The following is a 25870-nucleotide window of genomic DNA, read 5'->3' as shown; positions in this document are numbered from 1 at the left end:
CTAGAACTCCAATTGTTTTCCATACTCGGCCATCTGGCCGTCGGTATAGGTCTCTTTCGATAGCTGGATGTTTTTATGATCGCCCTTCCAGCGTGGTATTACGTGCAGATGAAAGTGAGGTACTTCCTGTCCGCTCTCCCTGCCATTGTTTACAACCAAGTTGGTGGCGTCGCAGTGCAGGTGCTCCCTGAGCTTTGCATCAGCTAATTTTGCCAGTCTTATCAGATGGGCGAGAACTTCGTCAGGGCATGACTGCAGATCAGGATAGGGCTCGTTGGTGATCAGCAACAGGTGCCCTTTGTTGACTGGATTGATGTCGAGGATGGCAAAGCAAAGTTCGTCCTCATGAAGTTTAACACTGGGTATTTCCCCTTTCAAAATCTTTGTGAAAATCGTTTCCATGGCACACCTCAGAGCCATTGTAGCACACAAGTGTCGAGTCGGAAAAGGATTGTATTGGGAAAAGGGATTGCACAAAATAAGCAGATATACTATTATCCACGGGGTACGGTGGGACAGCTGAGATAGTTCTTTGTCCCTTCCAATCCCTTCAGAAGCTAACCTGATGTGTGTAAAGGAAGAAAGACCTTTTCATCGGGTGTTGTTCGGAACTGCAGGGATACCTGTGGATTCGTTTTTATTCTATTTTATAGAGGTTATACAGAATGGCTAGTTTGCAAAACTTGAGGAACATCGGAATCAGTGCCCACATTGACTCGGGAAAGACGACTCTCTCCGAACGCATCCTCTACTACTGCAATAAGATCCACGAAATTCATGAAGTTCGTGGTAAGGATGGCGTTGGCGCCACCATGGATAGCATGGAGCTCGAGCGTGAACGGGGCATTACGATTGCCTCAGCTGCAACTAACGTCACTTGGAAAGGCACGGAGATCAACGTCATCGACACTCCGGGCCACGTCGACTTCACCATTGAAGTCGAGCGCTCGCTGCGCGTACTTGACGGTGCCGTATTGGTACTTTGCTCCGTAGGTGGTGTGCAGAGCCAGTCGATCACCGTCGACCGGCAGATGAAGCGCTACCATGTTCCCCGTATTGCTTTCATCAACAAGTGCGACCGAACCGGTGCCAATCCGTACCGCGTCAAGAAGCAGCTCGTTGAGAAGCTCGGCCTGAATGCTGTTTTGATGCAGATTCCCATCGGGCTTGAGGAACGTCTTGAAGGTGTCGTTGACTTGGTGACCATGAAGGCTCTCTACTTCGATGCCGGAGCAAACGCCGACCAGGTTCGCGAAGAAGAGATTCCCGCCCACCTCTTGGAAGAAGCTACTGCCAAGCGTGAAGAATTGCTTGACGGTGTTTCCATGTGCTCCGATGAGCTGATGGAAGCCATGCTTGAGGACAATGTAACTGTTGAACTTCTGCGCAAGGCGATTCACGATGCTACCATCCGTCTTGAGCTCTGCCCGGTATTCATGGGCTCGGCCTACAAGAACAAGGGCATCCAGGCATTGCTCGATGCAGTAGTCAGCTACCTGCCCAATCCTACCGAAGTTGTGAACAGGGCTCTCGATCTGGACAAGAACGAAGAAGAGGTCATCCTCAAGTCCGACGACGATCTTCCTCCTGTCATTCTTGCTTTCAAACTTGAAGACGGCCAGTACGGTCAGCTTACCTACATTCGTGTCTATCAGGGTAAGGTGAAGAAGGGCGATGAGCTCTACAACACCCGATCCAAGAAGAAGTTCCGTGTTGGTCGCTTGATCCGCATGCATGCTGCCGCCATGGAAGACTTGACTGAAGCCGGTTGCGGTGAAATTGCAGCCCTCTTTGGCATCGAGTGCGCCAGTGGTGACACGTTCTGCGATCCGAAACTCAACTACTCCCTCTCCTCCATGTACGTCCCCAATCCTGTTATCTCACTGGCCATCAAGCCGGTGGACAAGAAGGCTTCCGACAATATGGGTAAGGCTCTCAACCGCTTTACCAAGGAAGACCCGACGTTCCGCAGTTATGTAGACCCTGAGTCCAATCAGACGATCATCCAGGGTATGGGCGAGCTGCACCTTGAAGTCTATGTCGAGCGTATGAAGCGCGAGTACAAGGCCGAGGTCGAGGTCGGTCAACCCGAGGTTGCCTACCGCGAGGCCATCACAGCCCGTGCCGACTTCAACTACACCCACAAGAAGCAGACTGGTGGTTCCGGTCAGTACGCACGTGTCGCCGGATATTTCGAGCCGCTTCCGGATCCTGTCGAGGGCGAAGAGTACAAGGACTACGAGTTTGTGGACGAGGTCAAGGGTGGAGCCATTCCGACCGAGTATATTCCTTCCTGTGACAAGGGTTTCCAGCTCGCTGTCAAGAAGGGCAGCCAGGTCGGCTTCCCGGTCATCGGAGTCAAGGCTGTGGTCAACGATGGTGCCTGGCACCCGGTTGACTCCTCAGACCAAGCCTTCCAGACCGCTGCCTTGGGTGCTTTCCGCGAAGCCTTTGAGAAGGCGAAGCCTGTCATCCTTGAGCCGATCATGAAGGTCGAAGTTGTTGCCCCGAACGAGTTCCAGGGCGGTGTATTTGCTTCGATCAACCAGAGACGTGGTTTGATCGTCAGCTCCACCGAAGACAATGCCATGTGTACTGTTCTCGCTGAGGTTCCCCTCTCCGAGATGTTCGGCTACTCCACGGTGCTCCGCTCCCTGACACAGGGAAAGGGCGAGTTCACCATGGAAATCGGCAAGTACGGCCGCGTACCTTCCGGTGTTTCCGAGCAGCTGAAGAAGGATTACCAGGAAAAGCGCAAGCGAGATCAGAAGTAAGCTTCTCTTCAAATTACAATACAACCCCCATAAGGAGATACCTCCCTGTGGGGGTTCTTCTTTGGGCCTCTGTGTAAATTTGTACCCAATCGGCGATTTCCATAGTATACTAAGGGGGAACCTAAATACTACTTGGAGGTGAGCAATATGGAAATTCAAGAGTTGAACGACTTGAGTCCTCTTCGCGTTTTTGATGAGTCACTGGGCGGCGGGCTCGGTCGTGGAAACCTCGGGGTCCTCGTTTCTCGTCACGGGGTTGGGAAAACAGCATGTCTGGTACACCTGGCCACCGATAAACTGCTCAGGGGTGAGCATGTCATCCACGTCTCTTTCTCCGGCAATGTCGAGCACGTCATCAATTGGTACAAGGAAGTCTTCCGGGAAGTTTCCGAAGGCCGCAGTCTTGATGATGCAGCATCGGTGTACAATAATATTCTCTCCAACCGTGTGGTCATGAACTTCAGCCAGGAAAATGTCACCATTGAAAAGGTGCTTTCCAGTCTGGAAACCTTGATCAAGCATGGTTCTTTCAAAGCAGACGCAATTCTCTTCGATGGGTACAAGCTGACCATCGCAACAGAGGACGATGTCAAGAAAATAAAGCAGTTCGCCCAGAGCATGAATCTGGAGGTGTGGTTCAGCGTATCTCCTGTTCGTGCCGATGTGGTGTATGACAAGTATGGTGTTCCCAATACCATGCATAAGTATGTTGACTTGATCGATGTCCTGATCGGACTTATCTATAATGAGGAGCGTGACAAGGTAGTCATGACTGCAGTGAAGGCTCATGGGGAGATGGTCGAAAAGCCTATGGGGGTCAGCCTCGATCCCAAGACCATGCTCATTTCCAAGTAATGTTCACCTGAAGGCCGCCTGAGAGCGGCCTTCAGTGTCCCTACTCGTCAGACCGGCCGTTTCGGCCGGTCCTTTTTAGTTCAGCGGCCTGATACTGAGATTCTCTCCCTCAAGTCCTACCGTCACCCCTTGGCTGGTAAGCTGGATGCGGTCGGGATGGGCGAGCATCCACTTGTTCTGCTTGAACAACAGCTTGTCCTCATCGTTCTCCGGGTTGTGGACAATACCTGTGTCAAGCGGCTCATTGGTTCCTTTTGGCAGGACGATGATGGATTTGAATCCCTCTTGATGCACACACAACGGAGCAAGGTGCAGCACCTTCTCCTTGATGAGAGCCACCGAGCCCTTGGGAAAGTAGAAGAGTTCTGCAGCATTTGTATGCACTGCTCTGAAATCCTTGAGCTGGTTGAACGGGGTCAGGAATTGAAGACAGTCGGTTACAGCGATGAACAGCTCGGGACTTTTGTGATACTCGGCCCCGTTGATCGAGATATTGCGTCCGTTGCAGTATCCAACCTGGATACTCTGTCCATTGAAGTAGGACTGCAGGCTTGCAGTCTCGGCGAGGGCTTCCAATTCTGGTAGTGAGGCAACATAGACGTTGCCCTCCTGTGGAATTGCCGTGAGTTTTTGAGCTGTTTCAATGAGGTCTGTTACCTTCAGATCAGGCAGCAACGTCCCGTATTGGTTGAAACGGGATGAGTCGATGCGGTGAATCATACGATGGGGATTCTCAGTGATCAGTGCGTCGGGAACTCGATAGAAAGATGGGTGCATGGTTTACCTCGTAAATGCCAACATGAAGATTCCGGTCAACAATAGCATGGAAAACACAATGAGGGAGAACTTTCTCTCATCAACCTTGTCGTGCACCCGTTCTCCAATGATGACGCCCGCCGCAACAAAGGGTATGAGCAGGGCGGTCGTGTTGACCGTGCCCTGATCAAGAGAACCTTCAGCCAGGTAGGTTGCGATGATGATGGTGTTCAGCGTCGTCCACAGCAGGCAGAGCGTAGCTCGAAACGAGCCCTTGTCCGGGAGGGCGCGGGTGGCGTACAACACCACCAGGGGGCCGCCGGAGGAGAACATGCCATGAACGATGCCCCCCAGCACAAGCAACAGGTAGTAGAAAAGCGCCCTTCCTCCCTGAGGAAGTTCGGCTTGTTCTCCTTTATGCAGGAGTCGGTACAGCTGGCTTACCGATACAAGCACAATAAAGACGGCCAGGATGATTGAAAGGACGGATGTATCCTGGCTGCGAAAGAGGTACATGCCCACTGGAAGACCTGCGAGCATGCATCCGGTAATGATTGCATATTGCTTGAAGTCGATCCTGCGGTAATTGCGTACTGCAAGGTACAGTGCCAACAGCCATGCCAGGATGGTAATAACCTTCACAGCCGTTTTCACCCCGAGCAGGGCGCTGACAAAGGGCATGGCAAGGACGGCGCACCCGAAGCCGGTTACAGCCTCAAGTGCGTGGGTGATCAACACGACCACTCCGCTTGCCAGGATGGCACTCATCGCTTGGCCTCGATGATGCGATGGAGATCTTTCTTGCCCAGAGGCGGAAGCTGGTTGAGCAGCTTCGGATCGTCAAGGCAGCGATCAAAGACCGATAGGTCGGTGAGATCCACCTTGATGTCCGCAAATTTGGTTGGTATTGCGAGTCTTTGCATCAGGGAGGAAATGTCTTCTCTCAGAGCTTCCAGGGCTTGGTCATCTCCGAAAGTCGGATGGAAATGCTTGCCTATTTGGGCAAGTTCTTTTCGATTCGACTCGTCCTGTACCGCCCAATCGAAGACTTCCAGCAACGTGAAGGCGCATGCCAGGCCGTGGGGAACATGCCACTCCTCGCTGAGAATGAAAGAGATGGCATGCCCGGCGGCTGTTCCGGTAAGGTTGAAGGCAATTCCTGCTTTCGTGGATGCGGCGAGCATCGATCGGATGAGAGATTGCTTGTCGGGACTCTGCTTTTTGATGGCCTGATACAGCTTTGGCAGTGTTTCAAGTATCTCAATAGCAGCATTACGGGCTATTGTTTTGGTCAACGGGGTACTATTCTTGTTCCAAATTGATTCCAATGCATGGTCCAAGGCATCCAAGCCTGTAGCAGCACAGAGAGATGGGGGAACGCCCTCCAGCAGCGAGGAAGCCAAGACTGCCGTGCGGGCGCTCATCAAGGGCGAGCCGAGGGTGTACTTCCTTCCAAGGGGATCGGTGTAGACGCCGACCTTGGTCACCTCCGATCCCGTACCGGCGGTGGTCGGGATCAGAACGAGAGTTTTTGCACGTTCGGTGATCGTACGCAGCGGCTTGTTCCCAAGGTACTCGGCAAGACTCCCCCCATTGGAAGCGAGCATTGCCAGAGCCTTTGCGGAGTCGAGAGTGCTGCCTCCCCCGATACCCAGTACCACATCGCATGATGCAAATTCGGGGTCTTCATACATGCGCATGATATCCACCGTCCGGGGATTCGGTTGCACTTGGTCGAACCGGTGTACGATTGCATGGCGCTCCAGATCCTTGAGCAGTACATCCTTGGCGGGAATGGGTGCGTTGTCTATGACTGCACAGACGGTGGGCCTGCCTGCCTTGTTCGCTGAAAAGGTGAGTATCTGTGATAGTGTGTCGGCGTCCAGATCGGATACGCTGAGGATGTGAACAGTACTCTGCAGGCTTTCAATCATTTGAGGTTCTCCTCCTCGATCGCCTGGACCTGGGCGAAGGCGTTGGTCAGGAAGTCTTTCTTGAACTCCATCTTCTGGGTAAAACTCATGGCAAGCCATGCATCGACGATCTGCTTCCCCGCAAAGGGGGCTGTGATCCAACCGCCGAGCGTGATGACATTGGCATTATTGACGATCTTCGATCGCTCTGCACTGAAAATGTCATCCACCACACAAGCGTAGATGCCTTTGTGCTTGTTTGCCACAATGGCCATTCCTTGTCCGGTCCCGCAGACCAAAATCCCTTTCTCCGCTTTTCCCTCCTGGATCGCCTTGGCTACCTTGGGGGCCTGGATGAAGTAGGGCTGGGGAGCGTTCTCGTTTTCGATGCCGAAATCAAGGACGGTGTAACCGCTCTCTTTCAGATGCTCGACCAACTCCTTCTTGAGGGGAAAGCCGCTGAGGTCGCTTGCAATTGCTATGGTCATACGTCACTCCTTCCTGCCCTTGATCAGTGCAAGAGCCTTGCGTGAAATTTCTTCTGCTGTGAGACGGTAGTGCTGAGCAAGCCAGGCTTGTGTGCCTACCTGACCGAATTCATCGTGGATTCCCACCATCGCCATCGGGGTGGGATGGGTTTGAGAAAGGAAGTTTGCAACTGCACTTCCCAATCCTCCGGCCGTTTGGTGGTTCTCAGCCGTCACAATGCACCCTGTTTTCCTGGCATAGGAGAGGATGAGCTCCTCATCCAAGGGTTTGACGGTATGCATGTCGATTACTGCAGCCTCATACCCTTGCTGCGTGAGCAACTGTCGTGCCTTGAGGGCCTCGGGAACCAGGATGGCCCCCAGGGCTATGATGGTGACGTCGCTTCCGTCGGCAAGCACTTTGCCTTTGCCCAGGGTGAATGATTCTCCCTCTTCGTACAGCGCAGCGACTGCCTTTCGGTGCAGGCGCATGTACACGCATCCTTCAATCTGTGCCGCTGCTTTGGTCAGTGCCTTGAGGCTGACGGGGTCGGACGGCTCGACGATGGTCAGGCCCGGTATCATGCGCATCAGACCGATGTCTTCGAAAGGCATGTGCGTTCCCCCGTTGAATGCTGCACTGATGCCGGGGTCTGTTCCCACCAGTTTGACATTCAATTTGGCATAGTTTGCCGAGAGGAAGAACTGGTCAAACGCCCTGCGTGATGCAAAGCACCCAAAGGTTGCGGCAAAGGGAATCTTCCCTCCGGCGCTGAGCCCTGAGCTCACCCCCACCAGGTTTGCCTCGGCCACCCCGACGTCCACCGCACGCTCGGGGTAGGCTTCCTTGAATTTCATGGTGCCGGTTGCACGCATGAGGTCCGCTTCCACCACCATGATCCTCTCATCCGATTGTGCAAGCTCGATAAGGGTGTCGCAGTAGACTGCACGCATCTCCTTGGTTTCCATCATTTCCTCCTTATCCCAGCTCGGCAATCGCCGCATTGGCGGTTTGCAGATCGAAGTTCATATTGTGGTTGGTCACCTTTCCCTCGCAGAACGAAGCGCCTTTGCCCTTGATGGTGTCCAATATGATCATCGAGGGTTTGCCCGATTGTGCCTTGGCTCGCTCGATGGCTTCATCCATCGCTTTCAGATCATGCCCGTCGACCCGCTGGGTGAACCAGCCGAAACTGTTCCACTTCGCCTCAAGGTCGCCCAGTCCCATAATCTGCTCGGTCAATCCGTCGATCTGCATCTTGTTGTTGTCGGTAAAGGTAATAAGGTGGTCGAGCTTGTAGTGGGAAGCAAACATCGCCGCTTCCCAGTTCTGTCCTTCCTGTGATTCGCCGTCACCGATGATGGCATAGACATGGCACGTATTGCCGTCGACTCTGCGTGCATACGCAAGGCCGCAGGCAGCACTCAGGCCTTGGCCGAGAGAGCCGGTGGTCATGTCGATGCCCGGCGTCTTGGTCCGGTCGCAGTGACTGGGCAGGTTGGTTCCTCCCACATTGAGGGTGTCCAGCTCGGATAAGGGGAAATAGCCCTTGAGCGCCAGGGTTGCGTACAAGGCGGGTCCTGCATGCCCCTTGGACAATACGAGCAAGTCCCGTTGCTCCCATTGTGGATTGTCGGGATCGATACGCATCACCTTGCCGTAGAGCAGGGCCAACAAGTCGGCGATCGAGAGGGAGCCACCGATGTGTCCGACGCCGAGATTTCCAATGGCATACAGGGTTTTTTTGCGGATTTCCTTGGCAAAATCCGAGAGTTGCTGCAGTTCCTGCGAGGTGAGCATGAAGATACCTCTCTTTTAGTTACTTAGTGAAAGTAAATATATTCCATTCCTTCCAGCTTGTAAAGTCACTTCTTGTGGATTTTTTTCATCGATGGGATTAGACTGGTCCCACAAGGGAGGGTGCAATGCAAGGAAATCCACTGAGGGCATCAGATTTGCGGGTCCATAATCAGAATATGGTGCTCTCGCTGATTCACGCTTCCAAGAATCTGGGAACCAGCCAATCGGAAGTCGTCCAAAAAACCGGGTTGAAAGCCCCTACTATTTTTCGCATATTCTCCTCCCTTGAAGAGGAGGGCCTCATAGTTCCCGCTCAAAGCAACGGGGAGGAGACGGTGGCCAAGAAGGGCAGACGACCTGTGCTCTATGTGGTTTCCAAGCATGCGCGCTACACGGTGGGCCTCGAATTCTGGACCGCCTTCCTATCCCTTGGTGTCTTCGACTTCCAAGGAGAGCGTATCTATTCGGTCATGCATCCGCTTGCCGAGTCGGTTGGGGCAAGCCAGGTCATCGACCTCATTGTAGGTGAGATCAACCGGATACTCGGCGAACTGTCCATCCCCAAAAAGAAGGTCATCGGGGTTGGGGTTGCCGCCCCCGGCCAGGTGGACCTTGCCCAACAGCGGGTGCGCTACTATCCCCGTATCGAGGGCATGAAGGATATTGCACTGGTTGACGAGCTGTCGAGCCGGCTCGGCCTTGCGGTGATGATTCACAACAACTGCAGCGCGCTTGCCTTCAGCGAGTACCGCTACGGGGGATTCGATCATAGCGGCAGCATGTTTACCTTCCTGCTGAGAACCGGGGTGAACGGGGCTTTTGTCCATGACGATGAGATCTATGTGAACAGCCAAAACCAGACGATCGAGTGCGGCCACATTCCCATCGACAGCGACGGCCCGCGCTGCAGCTGCGGCAGTCGTGGTTGTCTGCAGGCGTATCTGCAGGACCTCGACCCGAATTCGGTGGAACTGCGGTTGGCCCTGTTCGAGGGGCTCGATGAGAAGCTGCAAGAAGGCGATGCGGCAGCAAAGCGAACCATTGAACGGGCTGCAGGGTATCTGGTAATTGCGATGAAGGTTCTCACCCGCCTGCTGGCACCAAAATCATTCCTCTTCGTAGGATGTTGTGAGACAGTCGCGCAGGCCCTCTGTGAGCAGGTCGAGCACCTGATGAGCGAACCCGATGCCTTCTGCTGTGAGAAACCGAGGATTTTCGCCACCGCCTACGATCCGTTGCTCGCCCAAAAGGGAGCTAGCGACTTGGTGTTGCAGGAGTACTTCCGCTAAAAAAACGAAAGTTTTCATTGACGAACACAGTATTGTGGTATTTACTTACTTATGGAAAGTAACTATATAGGGTGAAGCTCGGCCTTCTCCCTTCCATCCATAAGGAGCAGAGCGTGAAACATCCCGTCAAGATAGCAGTCGTGTGCCTTGCCAGAAAAACCTATGACTTTGGTGCAGCAGGGGAGCTCTATTCCAAGATTCGCGAAGACTTGAAGAGCGTCGAAGCGGTCCAGTGGTGCTTCATTGATGAGCTGGTGATCAGCCAGGAGGATGGGCTGGCAGCAGCCAAGAAGCTCGCCGGCGAGCACGTCGATGGGCTGATCTGCATCTCCGGTACGTTCCATCTGGGCCATCTGGTTCTCATGCTCAAGCGCGAGCTTGCGGTTCCCGTCCTTTTGTGGGGACTTCCCGAGCTGCCGTACAACGGGGGGAAGATCCGGCTTAATTCAGTGTGCGGAGTGAACCTCAATGCCTCAAACCTCTATAAGAGCGGGTTCGATGACTACACGGTCATCATCCAGAATACCGTAGATCAGGATTGGATCGATGCCCTGCGGGTGATCAAGGCGATGAAAGGATCGAAGATCGGCATCATCGGCTACCGGGCCGACGGATTCTTCAATGTCGGGGTACAGGACAACCTGCTGTTCGGACAGACGGGTGCCTTGGTCGATCACTATGAACTGAGTGAAGTGCACAACTATGAGGTACGTGATGAAGAGGTTTCACGAAGGCGAAAGCAGCTTGCCGACACCTTTGATGTCTCAACACTGTCTGCATACCAATTGGACAAGGTCTCCCGACTATCTGCAAAGCTGGATGCATTCTACCATGCAAACGGCCTGTCCGCCCTTGCCATCCGCTGTTGGCCCGAGTTCGCCCGGGACTTCGGAGTCTCTCCTTGTGCAGCGATGTCGTTGTTGCAGTCCGAAGGTCTGATACTCGCCTGCGAAGGGGATATCGACGGGGCCCTTTCGATGATCGCCCACAAGGCCCTTGGAGCAGAAACCCCTTTCCTTTTTGATTTCTCCCAAGTTGATTTCGAACAGGATTTCGCCCTGTTTTGGCATTGCGGGGTTGCCCCATGCAACCTGTGGGACGGCGTGTGCAATCGCAGTCTGGACACCTACTTTGCCGGCGGCAAGGGTGTGACCGCCGACTTTGTACTTAAAAGCGGAGAGCTTTCAGTGCTTCGCATCGATTCAGCCCGTGGTGGATATCGGATGTTCCTGCAGAAGGCAAAGGCCATTCCGATGGAGAAGCTGCTCAAGGGTACCTACATGAAAGTGGTGTTCGACAGGCCGGTTAAAGATGTCTTGAACCTTGTTCTGGACAACGGTCTTGCCCATCACTCATCGGTGGTGTACGGCACCTATATCCGGGCCCTGGAATTGGTTGCCAAGATCAAGGGTTGGAAGGTGATTTGCTAGATTCATATGCCTTTTTCATCCATTACCATACAAACTTTTTGCCTGTAAGGCAAAAATAGGATACAAAGGAGATTGCTATGTTGAAAAAATCGAGATTAATCGCCCTTCTGCTGATGCTCTGCCTGGTCTTCCCGCTTGTTGCCCAGGGTCAGGTTGAGAATGCGCCTGCCAAAGAGATCGAGCTGCGCTGGGCAAGCATTTGGGTCGGAAACGACAGCAAGGCCCCCGCCGTTGAAGCCTTGGTGGCTGAGTACAATGCCAAGAATGCCGGCAAAATCAAGGTCGTCGTTGAACCACAGCCCGACTACAACGCCTACGAGCAGAAGGTGAGAACCAGCCTTGCTGCAGGTCAGGCACCGGCTGACATCTTCACGATCAAGTTCAATCCGACTACCGCCACCTTCTACCAAAGCAACCTGCTCATGGATTTTGCAAAGGTCATGGATACTCCTTGGAAGCAGAGCTTCGATGCCGGCTCGATCGAGCAGTCCACCGTCGACGGGATGCTTAAATCGTTGCCGATGGAGACTGCCATCCTGCCGATCTGGTACAACATGGATGCCTTCAAGAAAGCCGGTATTTCCGAGCTTCCGACCACCATTGAGGGCATGTTCTCCGCCTTTGACAAGCTGAAGGCCGCCGGAATCACCCCGACCAGTCAGATGACCGGCGATACCAATGCTTGGACCTCCATGATCTGGTTCAGCCATTTCGCCGTCTCCTTGGGTGGAACCAATGTATGGGACAAGAGCTTTACCGATCCTGCATTCGTTGAGGCAGCCAAGCTGACCAAGCGCATGATCGTCGAATACTCCACCACTGATGCAGTCGGACTGGGAGCAGGCGGAAGCGGCGGTCACTTCCTCGCCGGTCGCACCGCAGTCTTCTCCAACGGGCCTTGGTATGCCGGCCGTGCAGACCTTGCCGCCACTCCGTTCTTCAACTCCATCAAGATTGCAGGTCTTCCTGCCGCAGGTTCCACCAAGGACTTCATGATCAGCCGTCTGCAGGCCAACATCTGTGCAGCCTCCTCAAAGGATAAGGCGCGCGAGGCAGCAATTGTCGACTTCCTCAAGTTCCTGACCAGTGCACCCTCCATCTCCAAGATTGCCGAGACCAGTGGTGCCATGTTCGCCATCAAGACCGATTATCGTCCGGTCAAGGCCCTGCAGAAGCAATTCTATGATGTTGCCGACGCAGCCAAGACCACAGCCTTCGACCTCGAAGCAGCCCTTGGTGCAGAAGTAACGCTGGAGTTTGCCCAGCAGCTCGGAGCTCTTGCCCTCGGACGCATCAGTGCAGAAGAGTTCTGCGCTCTGGTCGACCGCAAGATCGAACGCTAGAAACATCCTGTCGTGCTGCCGTCGCGAGACGGCGGCATTTCATGCAGCTAATCAGGAGCACGATATGCAAGCAGTCGGTACACAGCGAAGTCGGGTCTGGGGGGCGAGAGTTTTGTTCTTGCTGCCGGTCTCCATCTTGTTTTTCTTCTTTTTCATCTATCCATTCCTCTTTACCATCTACACGAGTTTCACCAGTTGGAGAGGAATCGGGTCGATGAAATTCAACGGTCTTGCCAACTATACCAAGCTGCTCGGCGATCCAACCTTTCGCAAGGCTCTGGGAAACAATGTGATATGGGCTCTTTCACAAGGGTTCATCCAAGTTCCCCTGGCCTGCCTGGTTGCCATGATCCTGGTGCGAAAGCCTCACTTCTGGCGCTCATTGAGAACCATTTACTACCTTCCCAACGTCATCTCCACCGTCGCCTTGGCGATGGTCTGGGTAGCCATATACAATGTGGAGGGTCCTTTGAATGCAATACTGGGTGCCTTGTTTGGTGCAGAGAAGAGAAACTGGCTGGGCAACCCCGATACCGCTCTCTTTGCTGTTATTTTCCAGACTGTCATCTATATCGGGTATTTTATGATCATCCTGCTCGCCTCGGCAATGAATATTCCCCGCTCGCTCTACGAAGCCGCCGAGATCGACGGGGCAAGCACCTTCCAGCAGGAATTGAACATCACTCTTCCGATGCTGCGGGGCAGCCTCATCACTACCATGACGCTGGCCATGGCCTATGGCATGCGTCACTTTGAATCGACCTTCCTGATGACCGGCGGCGGCCCGGCGTATGCCACCACCACCATGGGAATCGACCTCTATCTGAAAATGGATGCACTGCGGTACAGCGAGGCCAGTACTGCCGGGGTATTTCTGATACTGATGGGAACGGTGGTGATCACCGTCCTTCGCAAGATCTTCGGCTCTTCGGATCCGATGAGCGAGATGGCGCAATAGGAGATGATGATGAAACACTATTATGCACCGGCTCAAATCATCGCCAACCTCCTGAAGTGGATTCTTCTGGTTTCCCTGCTTGCCGTAGCACTGCTGCCCCTTCTCTGGTTGTTGGTCAGCTCGCTGAGGACGAATTTGGAGCTGCAGACCAACCCCTTCGGCTGGCCTGAGAAATTACAGTGGGTCAACTATGCCAAGGCCCTTGCCATGGCGAGCCTGCCACGGCTCTTGCTCAATTCGGTGGTGGTTGCAGCCAGCGCCGTCATTCTCAACAGCATCGTGACCGCCATGGCTTCCTTCATTCTTTCCCGTGAACGCTTTCGAGGCCGCGATGTGCTGTATACTGTATTTACCGCCGGAGTCCTGGTTCCCGTCATCTCCTTCATGGTTCCCTACTTCTCCTTCATCACCAAGAGCGGGTTGTACAACACCTTGCTTGCACTGGTGCTTGTCTATACTGCGGTGAATATTCCAGTCTCGATTTTTCTGGTCACCGCCTTCATGAAGTCCATTCCCCGGGAGCTGGAGGAGGCGAGTGTCATCGACGGCTGCGGCTTCTTCAAGCGATTCTCGGTGATCATCCTCCCGCTCTCACGTTCAGGCCTTGTCACCGCGGCAACCTTCTGCTTCATCTACAGCTGGAATGAGTTTCTGATGGCCATGCTGCTTACCTCCTCGATCGAATCGAGGACCATTCAACTCGGCATCAAGTTCTTCACCAGCCAGTTCATCACCGACTATGCAAGCATGTATGCAGCGGTGATCATCACCATAATTCCCAGCATCGTAGGCTACGTGTTTCTCCATGACAAGATCATCGGTGGTTTGACCGCCGGTGGGGTGAAGGGGTAGGTATGATCAGCTTTTCCAAGCAGAACGGCAGGCTCTCCGTCTTCTACAACCAACTCAAGATTCTCGAACACAGCGACAGCTGTCCACTCATCACCCTGAAGCAGGGGAAAGAGACGGTGGACATGTATCGGGGCAACTACTTCATCGAGGATGAGACGATAACTACGTTGCCCCTTGGTTCCTATCTGCTCAGTGAGTCGTACAGCGAAGGAAGGGGAGTTTCAACGCTTACGTTCTCTGCAGGGCAAACGTCCTTCTCCCTGGAGCTGAGCGAGCGCGACGGGCGTCTGCACCTGCGCTGTTCCCCTCTCCCTGCCCCCTATAACCGGCTGGCCCTTCGACTCTTCGCCACTGAACAAGAGTGTGTATGGGGTTGCGGGGAGCAGTTCTCCCACTTCAACCTCAGGGGGAAAAACTACCCCCTTTGGACGCAGGAACAGGGTGTGGGCAGAAACAAGCAGACTGAAATCACCCGGACGGCCGACCGCCTCGACCGTGCAGGAGGGGACTATCACACCACCTTCTACCCGCAGCCCACCTTCGTCTCAAGCCGACGTTACTTCGTGCATGCCGATACCTATGGGTATGCCGACTTTGATTTCTCCAATCCCGGCTGTCACCAGCTTGAGTTCTGGGATGTCCCGGCAGGTATTGTGATATCGGTCAAGCCCACCCTGTTGGAAGTGGTTCAGGACATCTCCCGTTTGCTTGGAAGACAGCAATACCTTCCCTCCTGGGTGTACGACGGCATTATCCTGGGAATGCAAGGTGGAACCCAGACATGTTTGGAGAAGCTTGAGAAAATGCAGAACGCTTCTGTCAAGGTTGCCGCTCTGTGGCTTCAGGATTGGGAAGGGGAGAAGTACACCAGCTTCGGCAAGCGCCTGAGGTGGAACTGGCAGTGGGACCGGCAGCTCTACCCGGGCTTGGATCGAGAAATTGTACGTTTGAGAGAGGAAGGCGTGCGTGTGTTGGGGTATATCAACCCCTATGTGCTTGTCGATCACCCGCTCTATGAGGAAGCCTTGCGTCTGGACTTGCTGGGAAAGCGGGTGGATGGTTCGGTTTACCTGGTCGACTTCGGTGAGTTCGATGCGGCCATTGTGGATTTCACCAAACCTGAAGCGGTTGCCTGGTATAAGGAAGTGATAAAGCGCGAGCTCATTGGCTTCGGCCTGTCCGGTTGGATGGCCGACTTTGGAGAGTACCTTCCTACCGATGTGGTGCTCGCAGGGGGCAAAGACGCCATGCTCGAGCACAACAGGTGGCCGGGCTACTGGGCCGAGGTCAACAAGGCTGCGATAGAGGAGTGCGGCAAGAGTGATGAGATCCTCTTTTTCATGCGTGCCGGATGTGTCCAGAGCCTTGCTTCATGCCCGATGATGTGGGCGGGGGATCAGAATGTGGATTGGTCCGAGGACGACGGCCTTCCTTCAGTCCTCACGGCAACCCTGTCGCTTGCGATGAGCGGCATGGGCCTCAATCATAGTGACATCGGGGGCTACACCACACTCTACGGCATGAAGCGCAGCAAGGAGCTCTTGATTCGGTGGGCCGAACAGGCAGCCTTCTCGCCCTTGATGCGCACTCATGAGGGAAATCGACCCAAGGACAACTGGCAGTTTGACAGTGATCAGGAAACCATCGAGGCAATTGCCCGGATGACTGATGTGCATGTGCAGCTCAAGCCCTATCTGATGCATCTGGTTGCCGAGAACGCAGACCAGGGAATTCCGGTTATCAGACCGATCTTCTTGCACTATGAACTGGAATCGTTCATGAGTGTAAAGGATTCCTACCTCTTGGGGCGGGACCTCTTGGTTGCTCCTGTCTTGGAAGCCGGCGCCAATTCGGTTGTCGTAACGCTTCCTGATGACGAGTGGGTGCACCTCTTTACCAAGGTCGAGTACCATGGGGGCAGGCACTGCATCGAAGCTCCTCTGTTACGCCCTCCAGTATTCTACCGCAAAGCAAGTAGCTTCGCCTCGCTCTTCTCCTCGATTCAATAGAGGAAGGGTGCAGCCTCTCTGAGTGTAGCCTTGGGAACGAAGAGCTCGATGATGTTCACACTCTCTTTCTTCACTACGTACAGAATGGTCGACAGCGTACCTTTTGCAAACGAGTAGATTCCTGATGGCTTGTCCTGCACCTTTGCAGGTAGGTTTCCTGCCTGGAATGCTTCGCGGTCCTTTGCGCTTGCACTGAAGGTGGAGAAGTCCCACTGAGAAACATCGAACGATGCCTCAAGTTCATTCTCTTCTGTGTCCTTCAACCGGTGGAAGAAGTCGAGGCCGGTAAGCTCCTCAACCTCGTCTATGCTCGTTGTGAATGTCTGCAGGTCCTTCTTGGAGCCCTCGTTGGGCAGCACGAAGCCGATGGCCTTGTATTCAGGTTCTTGATAGTCGAGAACCACCTTGTAGTAGGCATTGGGCACCGATACCTTGTTCTTGCCGATGGTCTTGTACGGGCCGTCGGTGAGCACCGGTCCGGTTACTACGTATACGGCTCCTTCGGTATCGGCGAAATTGCGTACGGTTGCTTCGAGCTTGCTCCAAATTCCCCGGTTGAAATCACCGACCTGCGGGCTCATGTTGCTCATATAAAAGGAACCGCTCATAGCATCCTCAGACCAGGACAGGTCGGCTGCAGGAATCAGGTGGCCGCGATCATAGCCGCTGCCTCGGTAATCGTCCAGTGTTGCTGAGCCGGTAAGGATGGAAGGATCGGCCCTGAAGTCATCCCCCCGATCATGACTGCCGTACAGCTCTTCGCGGCTGAGATGGTAGGCCACCCAGCGCGGCTGCTCATGCTCCTCGTCATAGAGAAGGGTGTATCCCGGGTGGCTTACCACCGGATCTCCCTTTTGATGGAGCGGAAGTTCCAAATCTTGTATGTAGGTGGAAGAGCTTTGAAGTGACGGTTGCTCGTTGGGGGCGAAAATCAGGGTGAGGATCCAAAGCACGATGAGGACGGTAAGCAGTATAAGCAGTCGCTTGCCCCGCTTCTTCGCCTTTCCCACTTGTTTTTGTATACGATTTGTCTTTTTCTGCTTCGCCATCGTTGCCTCTCCTTCAAGAACCCGAGTATACCCGAGAGCTGCAGGCTTGAAAACCGGCAGCTCTCTAGGAGAGGAACCACGTACCGATGGGGAGGTTACGAACGGACGATGGTAATCGTCCCTTCCTTGGGAATTCTTCCTGGCGGCAGCTCTCCCTTGATGTACCCCACCGCCAGGGTGCCGGTTACACGATAGCCTTGGGGAATGCCGAATTCGCCCAGCTTTGTATCGAGCTCATGATTGCCGTTGATGCGGTTGCACCACACCGATCCCAATCCCAGGGCATGGGCGGCCTGCATCATGTTGGTCAGTGCACAGGCGGTATCCTCCTTCTCATAAGCATTGCCTTCCTGGATGGATACGAGGATCAAAGTAGGGGCGTAGTAGAAGAAGGATGCGCCTTTGCCCACGACCAGCTCATCGAGCTTTCTCAGTTTCTTTGCATCCTGCAAGGCTGTGAAGTGCCATGGCTCCTGGTTTCTTCCGTTCGGGGCAAGAATTGCCGCCTGTAAAATCAAGTCCAGCTCCTCATCCTGTATCTGCCGGTCGGTGAAATTCCGAACGCTGCGTCTGCTGAGCAGACTCTGTAGTATGTTGTTCATGTGCTGCCTCCTCCGTCCATACTACCTCTTCCCAGAAAGCCTTCCAATAGGGTATGGTAAAGGCTCATGAAATACCTCACCCAGCTTGCAGTAATCTTTGGCCTTTGTTTGGTGGGAGATCTGATTTCCGCTCTCCTTCCATTCTCATTTCCCGGCAGTGTCGTCAGCATGCTGCTGGTTCTTGTCCTGCTCTCAACCAAGCTTCTCAAGGAGCAAGCCCTCGGTGAAAGTGCGGATTTCATGCTGCGCAACATGACCTTCTTCTTCATTCCCCCCGGGGTGAGCATCATCCGTTATATGGACATCATCAACAGCATCTGGTGGCAGTTGCTGCTCGTCAATATCGTCAGTGTCATCACCTGTTTTGCAGCTGCAAGCTGGACGGTGGTGCTTGTGGGCCGGGTGCAGAAAGCACTGGCAGGGAGGAGGCATGCTTGAGATTCTCAGCTCCCCCTTGTTTGGCATAGCACTGTCCATCGTAGCTTTCAGAATCGGGATGTGGGTGAACAAGAAACTGAAAACGCCCCTGGCCAATCCCCTGATCATCGCCATGCTGCTGGTCGTAGGCTTTCTGAGCGCCTTCGGTATCCCAGTTGAAGTATATGAGGAAGGCTCTTCCTTCATTCTCATGTTCCTTGCCCCTGTCACTGCAGTGTTGGCCTTGACCATCTATCGTCAGCGCAAGACCTTGCTGGGCTCCTTCCTTCCTGTACTTCTAGGAACGCTTGCGGGCGCAGTTGCTGCGTTGGCGACGGTGCGCATCAGCTGCGACCTTCTGGGCCTGGACCGAACGATACTGGCCAGTCTGCTTTCCAAGTCGGTCACCACTCCGGTGGCAATCGCACTCACCGAGCAGTTCGGCGGCATTCCGGCATTGACCATCGCCTCGACGATTATCACAGGCCTTGCGGGAAACCTGCTGGCACCGGTGCTGCCTAAAGTATTCGGTATCACCGACCCGGTGGCCCACGGGGTCGGCATCGGGGCGTGCAGCCACGCCTTGGGCACAAGCAAAGCCCTCGAAATCGGTGAGATCGAGGGCGCCATGAGCTCCATTTCCATCAGCTTGTCAGCGATTTGGACGGTTTTGCTTGCTCCGCTTTTCTTCTAGCTTGATCAACTTCTGCATCGGTACGAACCCCTCGCCCAGGGCTTGATAGGTTTCATGTACGAACATGAAAGCTTTCGGGTCCTCTTGGTGGACAATCTGGGTGAGGTGGTTGATCTGCTGGTTGTGCACCACCGCCAGCAGCATGGTCCGCTCGCGTCCGGTGAAAATACCAACGCCGCTGATCAGCGTTCCACCGTGGTGAAGTTCAGTAATAATCCTCTTGCCGATGGCCTCGTGACGCTCACTGACGATGTAGGCGGTTTTTGCATACTTGGTGCCGAGGTTCATGACGACGAAATTGACCATCTGACCTGAGAGATAGAGGGTGATTACGGCAAATAATGCCCGTTCGAGGCCGAAGACCACCGCGCCCAGTACGATCACCGATGCGTCGCTGAGAAACAGTGCGGTTCCCAACGGAAGCGGTGTAAAGCGCGAGAGAATCTGGGCGATGATGTCCGTTCCTCCGGTGTTTGCACCTGATCGCATGACAATACCGATGCCGCCGCCCAGCAACACTCCTCCGAATATGGCCGAAAGGAGGGTGTCCATACGGTCGATGTAGGGAAGGAAGCCGTTGTAATCGGTCAACTGGCCGAAGAGACTGACCCAGAGGCTGAGCAGCAGGGTTCCTGCAAGACTTTTCGCCCCGTAGGTTTTTCCAAAGATCGACATGCCGATCAGAAAGAGCGGTACGCTGATCAAGAGCATGACAAAGCCGGTATCCCAGCCGCTGAGGTGGTAGATGATGGTCGCCACCCCGTTTACGCCTCCACTGGCGATTTTGGCCGGGGTAATGAAGACTGCGACGGCAAACCCTGCCAACGCAGTCCCTCCAATAAGATAGAGCGCCTCGAGAGCGAGGCGCTTATGAGTAGTATTCATACATCCTCCCCTGAAGGGAAGTATTCATCAATGGACGTACTGTTGCAAGGTCCTGCGTACTGCACCCTTGCCTTCAATGAGGCTGGTGAAGTAGGAAACAACCAAGTCGGCAAGTCCAAGCTCGAGCAAATCGACACCGAAGATCGTTGCATCCGAAAGCAGTCCCTTGAGCTGCTCAACCGTTGGCTTGTCTCCGATCCTGATGTCTTTCACATAGGCCTGCGCCTCAGCAAGACGTGGATCGGAACTGGGAGTGAAGCTGTTCAGCTCATCGTCGATGGCCATCAGATAGCGCAGCCATCCGGCGAATACCAACGGGATGAGTTTCAGATTCTTCACCTCAAGCTTGGGATCGGCATCGTATGCCTTGATCGTCTCACCGAAACGAATGGCAAGCTTCTGGGACGTGTCGGTGGCAATGCGCTGGGGGGTGTCGGGCATGAACGGATTGGGGAAACGCGTGTTCAGGACCTCGCTGATGAAAGCCTTGGGATCGAGAATCTTCGGGTCGACGACCACCGGCATTCCTTCAGTATATCCGATGCCTTCAACGAGCTTCTTCAACTCGGCATCCCGCATCTCCTCGCTGATCAGGGTGTGCCCCAACAGGCATCCAAAGATTGCAAGGGCGGTGTGCAAGGGATTGAGGCAGGTTGTCACCTTCATCCGCTCCACCTTGTTGACGGTGTCGCGATCGGTGAAGTAGACACCGGCCTTTTCAAGGGCGGGTCTTCCATTGGCAAACAGGTCCTCGATGACAAGGTACTGAGACTGTTCTGCGTTTACGAAGGGGGCGGTGTAGGTGTTCTTGTCGGTGATGACAAGCGTGGTGTCCTCAAAGCCGTCGGCCTTGAGCATTGCCTCCACCTTGGCGTCCGGGCGCGGGGTGATTTTGTCGATCATCGACCAAGGGAAGGAGACGCTGTTGTCCAGATAGCTGCAGAAACCCTTCTCGACCAGGCCGTTCTGTTCCCAGATGCGGGCGATTTCCATCACCGCATCGTAGAGTTTCTGGCCGTTGTGCGAGCAGTTGTCCATACTCACCAAGGCGAGTTTTCCAGCCTTGGCCTGATAGCGTTTATAGACCAGGGCGGTGAGCTTGGAGAGGAACATGATCGGCTTGGACGGGCCGTTTGCCAGGTCCTCGACGACCTGGGGATAATAGGCGCCGTTGCCGCCCTTCAGTGAGTAGCCTTTTTCGGTGATGGTGAAGCTCACCATCTGCAAACTGGGCTTGGTGAAGGTTTCGCTGAAGAACTTCCACTCCTCCTCGAACTGCGGGTCACACTTATAGGCGTAGGCCACCGAGGCGATGACTTCCTTCTCGATCGAGCCGTCGCTCTTCAGTGTCACCATGAGGGTGAGGTTGTCGTGCTTGGCATACACCTTGTCGATGATCTGGTAGTCGAAGCCTTCACCTACGATGATGCCGGCCTTGCTCAAGCCCTCATTAAGCAGCTGCTGCTGCAGGGCTGCAGGGAAAACCCGGAAGATATTGCCCGCACCAAAGTGAACCCATAGGGGATTCTTCCTGGTCTCCTGCTGCATGGCAGCACGGTCGAAGGATGGGAGTGTGTAGCCTTTGGCTTCCCAGCTGCTTCTTTCTTGCAATCCTGAATCAGTAAGTTTCATCTATGACTCCTATTGGTTGGCAACCCGTAATTGCAGGCCGCTGTAGCCGTTCTCCTGCTTGAAATACGAGGGATAGCGTCCGACCATGCACTCGGTTTCCTGCAGAAGTTTGGACAAGTGTTTGTCCTCGAGGTTGAGCATCACATCCAATTGCTTGGATCTGAGGGCTTCCACCATGTTTTTGTGTTGTTCGATAATGTTGGAAAGGACATTCTTCTCATAGAAGGAGAGGAGGCGGATGCGGTGATGGTTGCCTCCCTGTGCCTTGATGATCGACCAGATTCTCTGCATGCCGATGGCATTGAAGATAGTGGAGTGGAATCGGTCGTCCTCGTCCAGGAAGGTGATGAAGTCGTTGCTCTTCATGGCCTCGATCTGGCTCTCGATAGCTTTATCCATTGCTGAAAAATGCTCGGGCCTTCCCTGATAGATGAACTTTTTTACCGCATTCTCTTCCAGGCTTTTACGCAAGAAGCGCTCCTCTTCCACCTGCTTGAGGTTGATCAGGGAGACCCTGGTTCCCTTCTGGGGGAAGATGTCGACCAGGTTGTCGCTTGAAAGGCGCATCAATGCATCGCGAACAGGAGAGCGGCTGACCTGCAGCTGCGTGGACAGCAGCTGCAGATTCAGTTCCTCGCCAGGCTTGAACCGAAGGGAAAGAATTTCCGAACGGAGCGTCTGGTAAATCTCCTCCGATGCTGTAACTCGGACAATGGTCGCCATCTTTACTGCCTCTGCTCGTTCTTCTGGATGGCTTCATACAACCCAAGGATGTAGGAGGCTCCCAAAGCACGGTCATACAAGCCATATCCAGGCATGGCTACCTCTCCCCAGATCATTCTACCGTGGTCGGGGCGGGCAGGACCTTCAAAGCCAATGTCATGCAGCGCTTTTACAATTTCATACAGATCAAAGGAGCCGTCGCTGGACAGGTGTGCCGCTTCTTCAAATACACCGCTTTCAAAGTGGTGGAGATTGCGGATGTGAGCGAAGTGGATTCTTCCAGGAAGAGAGCGGATGATGCCCGGCAGATCATTCTTCGGATTGGTGCCGAAGGAACCTGCACAGAATGTGAGCCCGTTGAAGGGGGCGTCCACAGCTTTCATGACTTTCAGGATCTTCTCCTTGCTGGTGATGATGCGCGGCAGTCCGAATACGGGCCAGGCCGGATCATCGGGATGGATCGCCATCTTGATGCCCCATTTCTCGCAGGTCGGCTGGATGGCCTTGAGGAAGTACACCAGGTTGTCAAAAAGCTTCTCCTCACTGACGTCCTTGTAGGCTTCGAACAGGTCCTTCACCTTTGCAAGGCGCTCCGGTTCCCAACCAGGCATCTCAAAGCCCTGTGCACTGGAGTTGGTCTGGTTGAAAAATACCTCGGGGTCGATTGCATCAACGATTTTCTGGTCGTAGGCAAGAACGGTCGAGCCGTCGGGGCGCTTCTTGAACAGATCGGTGCGGGTCCAGTCGAAGACGGGCATGAAGTTGTAGCAAACGGTGGTGATGCCCTCTTTGCCCAAATTGTCCAGCGTCTCGATGTAGTTGGCGATGTACGCTTCGCGGTCCGGACTGCCGATCTTGATGGAGTCATGAATGTTGACACTTTCGATGCCCAATATCTTCAAGCCCGATGCCTCTACTTCAGCCTTAAGAGCCTGGATGCGTGCAAGCGGCCATACCTGGCCTGCGGGTATATCGTACAGGGTGGTGATTACTCCCTCTACGCCGGGAATCTGCTTGATTTTTTCCAATGAGACGGTATCGTGCTTTGAGCCGAACCAACGAAGTGACATATGCATCATGGTGATTGCCTCCATACTATGTTTATACTAATACTCTAGCATACTAATATATTAGATGCAAGAGGACGGCGATTTTTCTTCTTCTTTTGTAGGATTTTTCAGCAGATTTGCTACCTTCTGTCTCCCATGATCAGCATGGATGAGGTTTTATCCAAGAGCAGGGTGCACTCCTTCTTGGTGCGAAGCGCCGCGCAGGGTGCATAGACGGAAATCTGGTCGTACAGGCACATGGCCACAGCCCGTGCCTTGCGCTGGTCGGGAACCGAGCAGATCAGGTTCTTGGCCCTGAGAATCTGGCGCACCGACATGGTGATGGCTTTCTGTGGAACTTCGTCGAGGGTGGGGAACCAGCCCTCGCTGACCTGCTGACGGCGGCAACGTTCCTCCAGGTCGACGATGATGTAGGGGTCGTTGGTCTCAAAGTTCGCCGGAGGGTCGTTGAAACCGATATGCCCGTTCTCACCGATGCCTAAAAAGGCGACATCGACATCTTTTTCCCGTATCAGGGTGTTGAGACGCTCGACTTCTGCATGCAGGTTTTCGGCATCGCCGTTGATCGCATAAAAAGAGCCGAGGTTCTGCACTTTCTTGACGAAGCGGGTCTTGAGGTAGTAGCGAAAGCTTGAAGGATGGGTGTCAGGCAGGTTCACATACTCGGTCAGGCCGAAAGCCTCGACCTTGCTCCAATCAAGGTCGGCATCTCCCAAATGTGCGTAGAGGGAGAATTGGCTGAGTCCGGTGGCTACAACGACAACCGCCCGGCCCTTCTGCTCGATTGCTTCCTTGATAAGGGAAATGCCGAGCTTGGCAGCCTGATAGCCCATGTCGTGTTTGTCTTCACAGATGGTGACGCGCATAGTAGTAGATCCTCCCAGATACTTCAGTGTACCCGAAGAGGGGCATCGTTTGTAGTACCCTAGAGAAAAGCTTCTTCGCTGCTGGGGTGGTTGCTGTTCCACGTACTTGTTGAAAGCACCATCTGCTTGGTGGCCGTCTGGGCTGAGAAGGGGGAGAATATCCGTTCCAAGGAGACCGCTGATCCTGCAAGATTGACGATGATCGTGCGGTAGTGAAAGCGTGCCATCTGGCGGCTGAAGGCGTCGAACAATAATCGGAAAAGGCCCAAGCCCCGGCACTCCTGCTTCACCGCGAAGAAAGGAACCTCCACCACTGCATCGGTAAGCGGGATGTAGGCGAGCATGGCCGCAAGATTACCATCCTGACTTCGTGCAAGCTGGTAGTGCTGGGGCATCTCGCTTTCGAACCTGCGTGAAAGCAACAGGCTTGCAAGGCCTTCCTGTTCCCTGCCGTTCTCCAGTTCCTCGAGAATTATCTGTATGAAGGCTTCGATTTCGCTGGAGGGGGTTCCCTCAAAGGTTTCGAAGGTGAAATCCTCCAAAAGGATGTCCTCCGTCAGGTCCTCCACATCCTCCTTCAGTTTCAGCAACCCCAGCGTTCCCTCCTGCTCCCGATACCAGGTTATAACTACACGCTTGAGCTGTTCATCCTTGAAGGAGAACCACTTTCTCTCCAGAACCGGCAGTTCTCCAAGGGCATCCTTGAATTTACGGAAGACCCCTTTGCCGCTGTTCAAGCAAGAGAGCAGACGTTCTCTATACAGGGGGTTGCGTACGCGATTGGCGAACATTTCCATCAGATGAAAGCCATCCGAGGGCTCCCAATCGGGAATTGAGACAAAGCGCTCATCAGAAAAGCTCTCCTCCGCCTCTTCATCCTCCTCAAGGTAACGCATCTCTTCCTCGCTGATCAAAGATCCGTCTTTGAGATCGAGAAAATAATCACTGACTTGGTCCTCCATGGCAAAGATGATCGACCCAAGCAGATCCTCGGTAAGCGGTGGCATGTGGTAGGCAACAGTTTCCATGGCTTGTATCATACCGCCTGTTTTTTCATCTGGCTAGAGGAGCTTCGAGTAGTCTCGTCTTGGCCATACGAATCTACGTATTTCCATAGTGCCATCGAGGACAACATAGTAGAGTGTGAACCGCTTGATATGGATTCTGTAATAGCGATGGAGTCTGACCTTGCACGTTCGTACTGGTTCAAATCCTTCGGGATTCAATGTTCTGTCGGTTATTGCTTTTTCAAGGGAGGCGATCAAGCGCTGTGCACTTGCTCATGCGTTTCCCGAAGTAGACAGATCCAACACATTATCGACAGCTTTTTTGCTAAAAGCAGACAGGTTCTCATGCTTGTGCTGCATGTCGGATTTCATGAAAAGCATTGCAGGATACGAAATCCAAGAAAGTCGCTTGCCTTGACATTAGCGTTAAAAGATACGAATATATTTAGTGTGATTTTAATTACGAAACTAGGAGTGT

Annotated in this window: 26 protein-coding genes; 10 read left to right on the top strand and 16 right to left on the bottom strand. The window is 53.9% G+C overall.

Features of this window, described 5'->3' with window-relative positions:
- Window positions 1-402 (bottom strand): HIT family protein, encoded by a 402-nt coding sequence (locus MUG09_RS12505; RefSeq protein ID WP_244771766.1) that lies wholly within the window; start codon window positions 400-402, stop codon window positions 1-3.
- A 263-nt stretch (window positions 403-665) separates the two neighbouring features.
- On the opposite strand from MUG09_RS12505, the gene fusA reads away from it, so the two are divergent.
- Entirely contained in the window at window positions 666-2774 is a 2109-nt protein-coding gene (gene fusA / locus MUG09_RS12500) for an elongation factor G (RefSeq protein ID WP_244771765.1), read from the top strand.
- A gap of 147 nt (window positions 2775-2921) precedes the next feature.
- Window positions 2922-3629, top strand: a complete 708-nt coding sequence (locus MUG09_RS12495; RefSeq protein ID WP_244771764.1) for a hypothetical protein — start codon at window positions 2922-2924, stop codon at window positions 3627-3629.
- A gap of 75 nt (window positions 3630-3704) precedes the next feature.
- On the opposite strand, the gene MUG09_RS12490 is transcribed toward MUG09_RS12495, so the two are convergent.
- The 6 genes from MUG09_RS12490 to MUG09_RS12465 are packed head-to-tail and all read right to left on the bottom strand — an operon-like array spanning window position 3705 to window position 8566.
- Window positions 3705-4406 (bottom strand): DUF4867 family protein, encoded by a 702-nt coding sequence (locus tag MUG09_RS12490; protein ID WP_244771763.1) that lies wholly within the window; start codon window positions 4404-4406, stop codon window positions 3705-3707.
- Between the two features lie 3 nt (window positions 4407-4409).
- Window positions 4410-5153: a sulfite exporter TauE/SafE family protein gene (locus MUG09_RS12485; RefSeq protein WP_244771762.1), complete on the bottom strand. Its 744-nt coding sequence runs from the start codon at window positions 5151-5153 to the stop codon at window positions 4410-4412.
- Window positions 5150-6319, bottom strand: a complete 1170-nt coding sequence (locus MUG09_RS12480; RefSeq protein WP_244771761.1) for an iron-containing alcohol dehydrogenase — start codon at window positions 6317-6319, stop codon at window positions 5150-5152. Before MUG09_RS12480 ends, MUG09_RS12485 begins: the two co-directional genes overlap by 4 nt.
- Window positions 6316-6786: an RpiB/LacA/LacB family sugar-phosphate isomerase gene (locus MUG09_RS12475; protein WP_244771760.1), complete on the bottom strand. Its 471-nt coding sequence runs from the start codon at window positions 6784-6786 to the stop codon at window positions 6316-6318. The genes MUG09_RS12480 and MUG09_RS12475 overlap by 4 nt, the downstream gene beginning before the upstream one ends.
- Window positions 6787-6789: 3 nt before the next feature.
- Complete coding sequence (locus tag MUG09_RS12470; protein WP_244771759.1) at window positions 6790-7734, bottom strand: transketolase family protein; 945 nt, start codon at window positions 7732-7734, stop codon at window positions 6790-6792.
- Between the two features lie 10 nt (window positions 7735-7744).
- Entirely contained in the window at window positions 7745-8566 is an 822-nt protein-coding gene (locus MUG09_RS12465; RefSeq protein ID WP_244771758.1) for a transketolase, read from the bottom strand.
- A 125-nt stretch (window positions 8567-8691) separates the two neighbouring features.
- On the opposite strand from MUG09_RS12465, the gene MUG09_RS12460 reads away from it, so the two are divergent.
- The 6 genes from MUG09_RS12460 (at window position 8692) to MUG09_RS12435 (ending at window position 16447) form a co-directional block, all read left to right on the top strand.
- On the top strand, window positions 8692-9855 hold the full coding sequence (locus MUG09_RS12460) for an ROK family transcriptional regulator (protein WP_244771757.1): 1164 nt from the start codon (window positions 8692-8694) through the stop codon (window positions 9853-9855).
- 113 nt (window positions 9856-9968) lie between these two features.
- Entirely contained in the window at window positions 9969-11285 is a 1317-nt protein-coding gene (locus MUG09_RS12455; protein ID WP_244771756.1) for an L-fucose/L-arabinose isomerase family protein, read from the top strand.
- 77 nt (window positions 11286-11362) lie between these two features.
- Entirely contained in the window at window positions 11363-12628 is a 1266-nt protein-coding gene (locus MUG09_RS12450; RefSeq protein ID WP_244771755.1) for an ABC transporter substrate-binding protein, read from the top strand.
- Between the two features lie 64 nt (window positions 12629-12692).
- Window positions 12693-13586, top strand: a complete 894-nt coding sequence (locus tag MUG09_RS12445) for a carbohydrate ABC transporter permease (protein ID WP_244771754.1) — start codon at window positions 12693-12695, stop codon at window positions 13584-13586.
- A 9-nt stretch (window positions 13587-13595) separates the two neighbouring features.
- Complete coding sequence (locus MUG09_RS12440; protein WP_244771753.1) at window positions 13596-14438, top strand: carbohydrate ABC transporter permease; 843 nt, start codon at window positions 13596-13598, stop codon at window positions 14436-14438.
- Between the two features lie 2 nt (window positions 14439-14440).
- The gene (locus MUG09_RS12435) at window positions 14441-16447 is read left to right on the top strand and encodes an alpha-glucosidase (protein ID WP_244771752.1); all 2007 of its coding nucleotides are present in this window, start codon (window positions 14441-14443) and stop codon (window positions 16445-16447) included.
- Here the strand turns inward: MUG09_RS12435 and MUG09_RS12430 are convergent.
- Together MUG09_RS12430 and MUG09_RS12425 are read right to left on the bottom strand one after the other, a co-directional pair.
- Window positions 16441-17496: a DNA/RNA non-specific endonuclease gene (locus MUG09_RS12430; protein ID WP_244771751.1), complete on the bottom strand. Its 1056-nt coding sequence runs from the start codon at window positions 17494-17496 to the stop codon at window positions 16441-16443. The two genes, MUG09_RS12435 and MUG09_RS12430, sit on opposite strands and share 7 nt — an antisense overlap.
- Window positions 17497-17591: 95 nt before the next feature.
- Complete coding sequence (locus MUG09_RS12425; RefSeq protein ID WP_244771750.1) at window positions 17592-18098, bottom strand: nitroreductase family protein; 507 nt, start codon at window positions 18096-18098, stop codon at window positions 17592-17594.
- A gap of 66 nt (window positions 18099-18164) precedes the next feature.
- Between MUG09_RS12425 and MUG09_RS12420 the strand changes: the two genes are divergently transcribed.
- Entirely contained in the window at window positions 18165-18536 is a 372-nt protein-coding gene (locus MUG09_RS12420) for a CidA/LrgA family protein (protein ID WP_244771749.1), read from the top strand.
- Window positions 18529-19209: an LrgB family protein gene (locus MUG09_RS12415; RefSeq protein ID WP_244771748.1), complete on the top strand. Its 681-nt coding sequence runs from the start codon at window positions 18529-18531 to the stop codon at window positions 19207-19209. The genes MUG09_RS12420 and MUG09_RS12415 overlap by 8 nt, the downstream gene beginning before the upstream one ends.
- On the opposite strand, the gene MUG09_RS12410 is transcribed toward MUG09_RS12415, so the two are convergent.
- From MUG09_RS12410 to MUG09_RS12380, 7 genes are all read right to left on the bottom strand, one after another.
- A complete protein-coding gene (locus MUG09_RS12410) occupies window positions 19168-20094 on the bottom strand; it encodes a YitT family protein (RefSeq protein WP_244771747.1) in 927 nt (308 codons plus the stop codon). The two genes, MUG09_RS12415 and MUG09_RS12410, sit on opposite strands and share 42 nt — an antisense overlap.
- A 27-nt stretch (window positions 20095-20121) precedes the next feature.
- The gene (locus tag MUG09_RS12405) at window positions 20122-21726 is read right to left on the bottom strand and encodes a mannitol dehydrogenase family protein (protein WP_244771746.1); all 1605 of its coding nucleotides are present in this window, start codon (window positions 21724-21726) and stop codon (window positions 20122-20124) included.
- A 9-nt stretch (window positions 21727-21735) separates the two neighbouring features.
- The gene (locus MUG09_RS12400) at window positions 21736-22449 is read right to left on the bottom strand and encodes a GntR family transcriptional regulator (protein ID WP_244771745.1); all 714 of its coding nucleotides are present in this window, start codon (window positions 22447-22449) and stop codon (window positions 21736-21738) included.
- Between the two features lie 2 nt (window positions 22450-22451).
- Entirely contained in the window at window positions 22452-23525 is a 1074-nt protein-coding gene (gene uxuA / locus MUG09_RS12395; protein WP_244775387.1) for a mannonate dehydratase, read from the bottom strand.
- Between the two features lie 113 nt (window positions 23526-23638).
- Window positions 23639-24385: a glucosamine-6-phosphate deaminase gene (locus tag MUG09_RS12390; RefSeq protein ID WP_244771744.1), complete on the bottom strand. Its 747-nt coding sequence runs from the start codon at window positions 24383-24385 to the stop codon at window positions 23639-23641.
- Window positions 24386-24444: 59 nt separating this feature from the next.
- On the bottom strand, window positions 24445-25413 hold the full coding sequence (locus MUG09_RS12385) for a UPF0158 family protein (protein WP_244771743.1): 969 nt from the start codon (window positions 25411-25413) through the stop codon (window positions 24445-24447).
- 33 nt (window positions 25414-25446) lie between these two features.
- The gene (locus tag MUG09_RS12380) at window positions 25447-25650 is read right to left on the bottom strand and encodes a hypothetical protein (protein ID WP_280529366.1); all 204 of its coding nucleotides are present in this window, start codon (window positions 25648-25650) and stop codon (window positions 25447-25449) included.
- Window positions 25651-25870: the final 220 nt, after the last annotated feature.

This window comes from Sphaerochaeta associata, assembly GCF_022869165.1.
GTDB lineage: Bacteria > Spirochaetota > Spirochaetia > Sphaerochaetales > Sphaerochaetaceae > Sphaerochaeta > Sphaerochaeta associata.
Note: the sequence above shows the minus strand (reverse complement) of the source record. Positions and strands in the feature narration are given on the sequence as shown.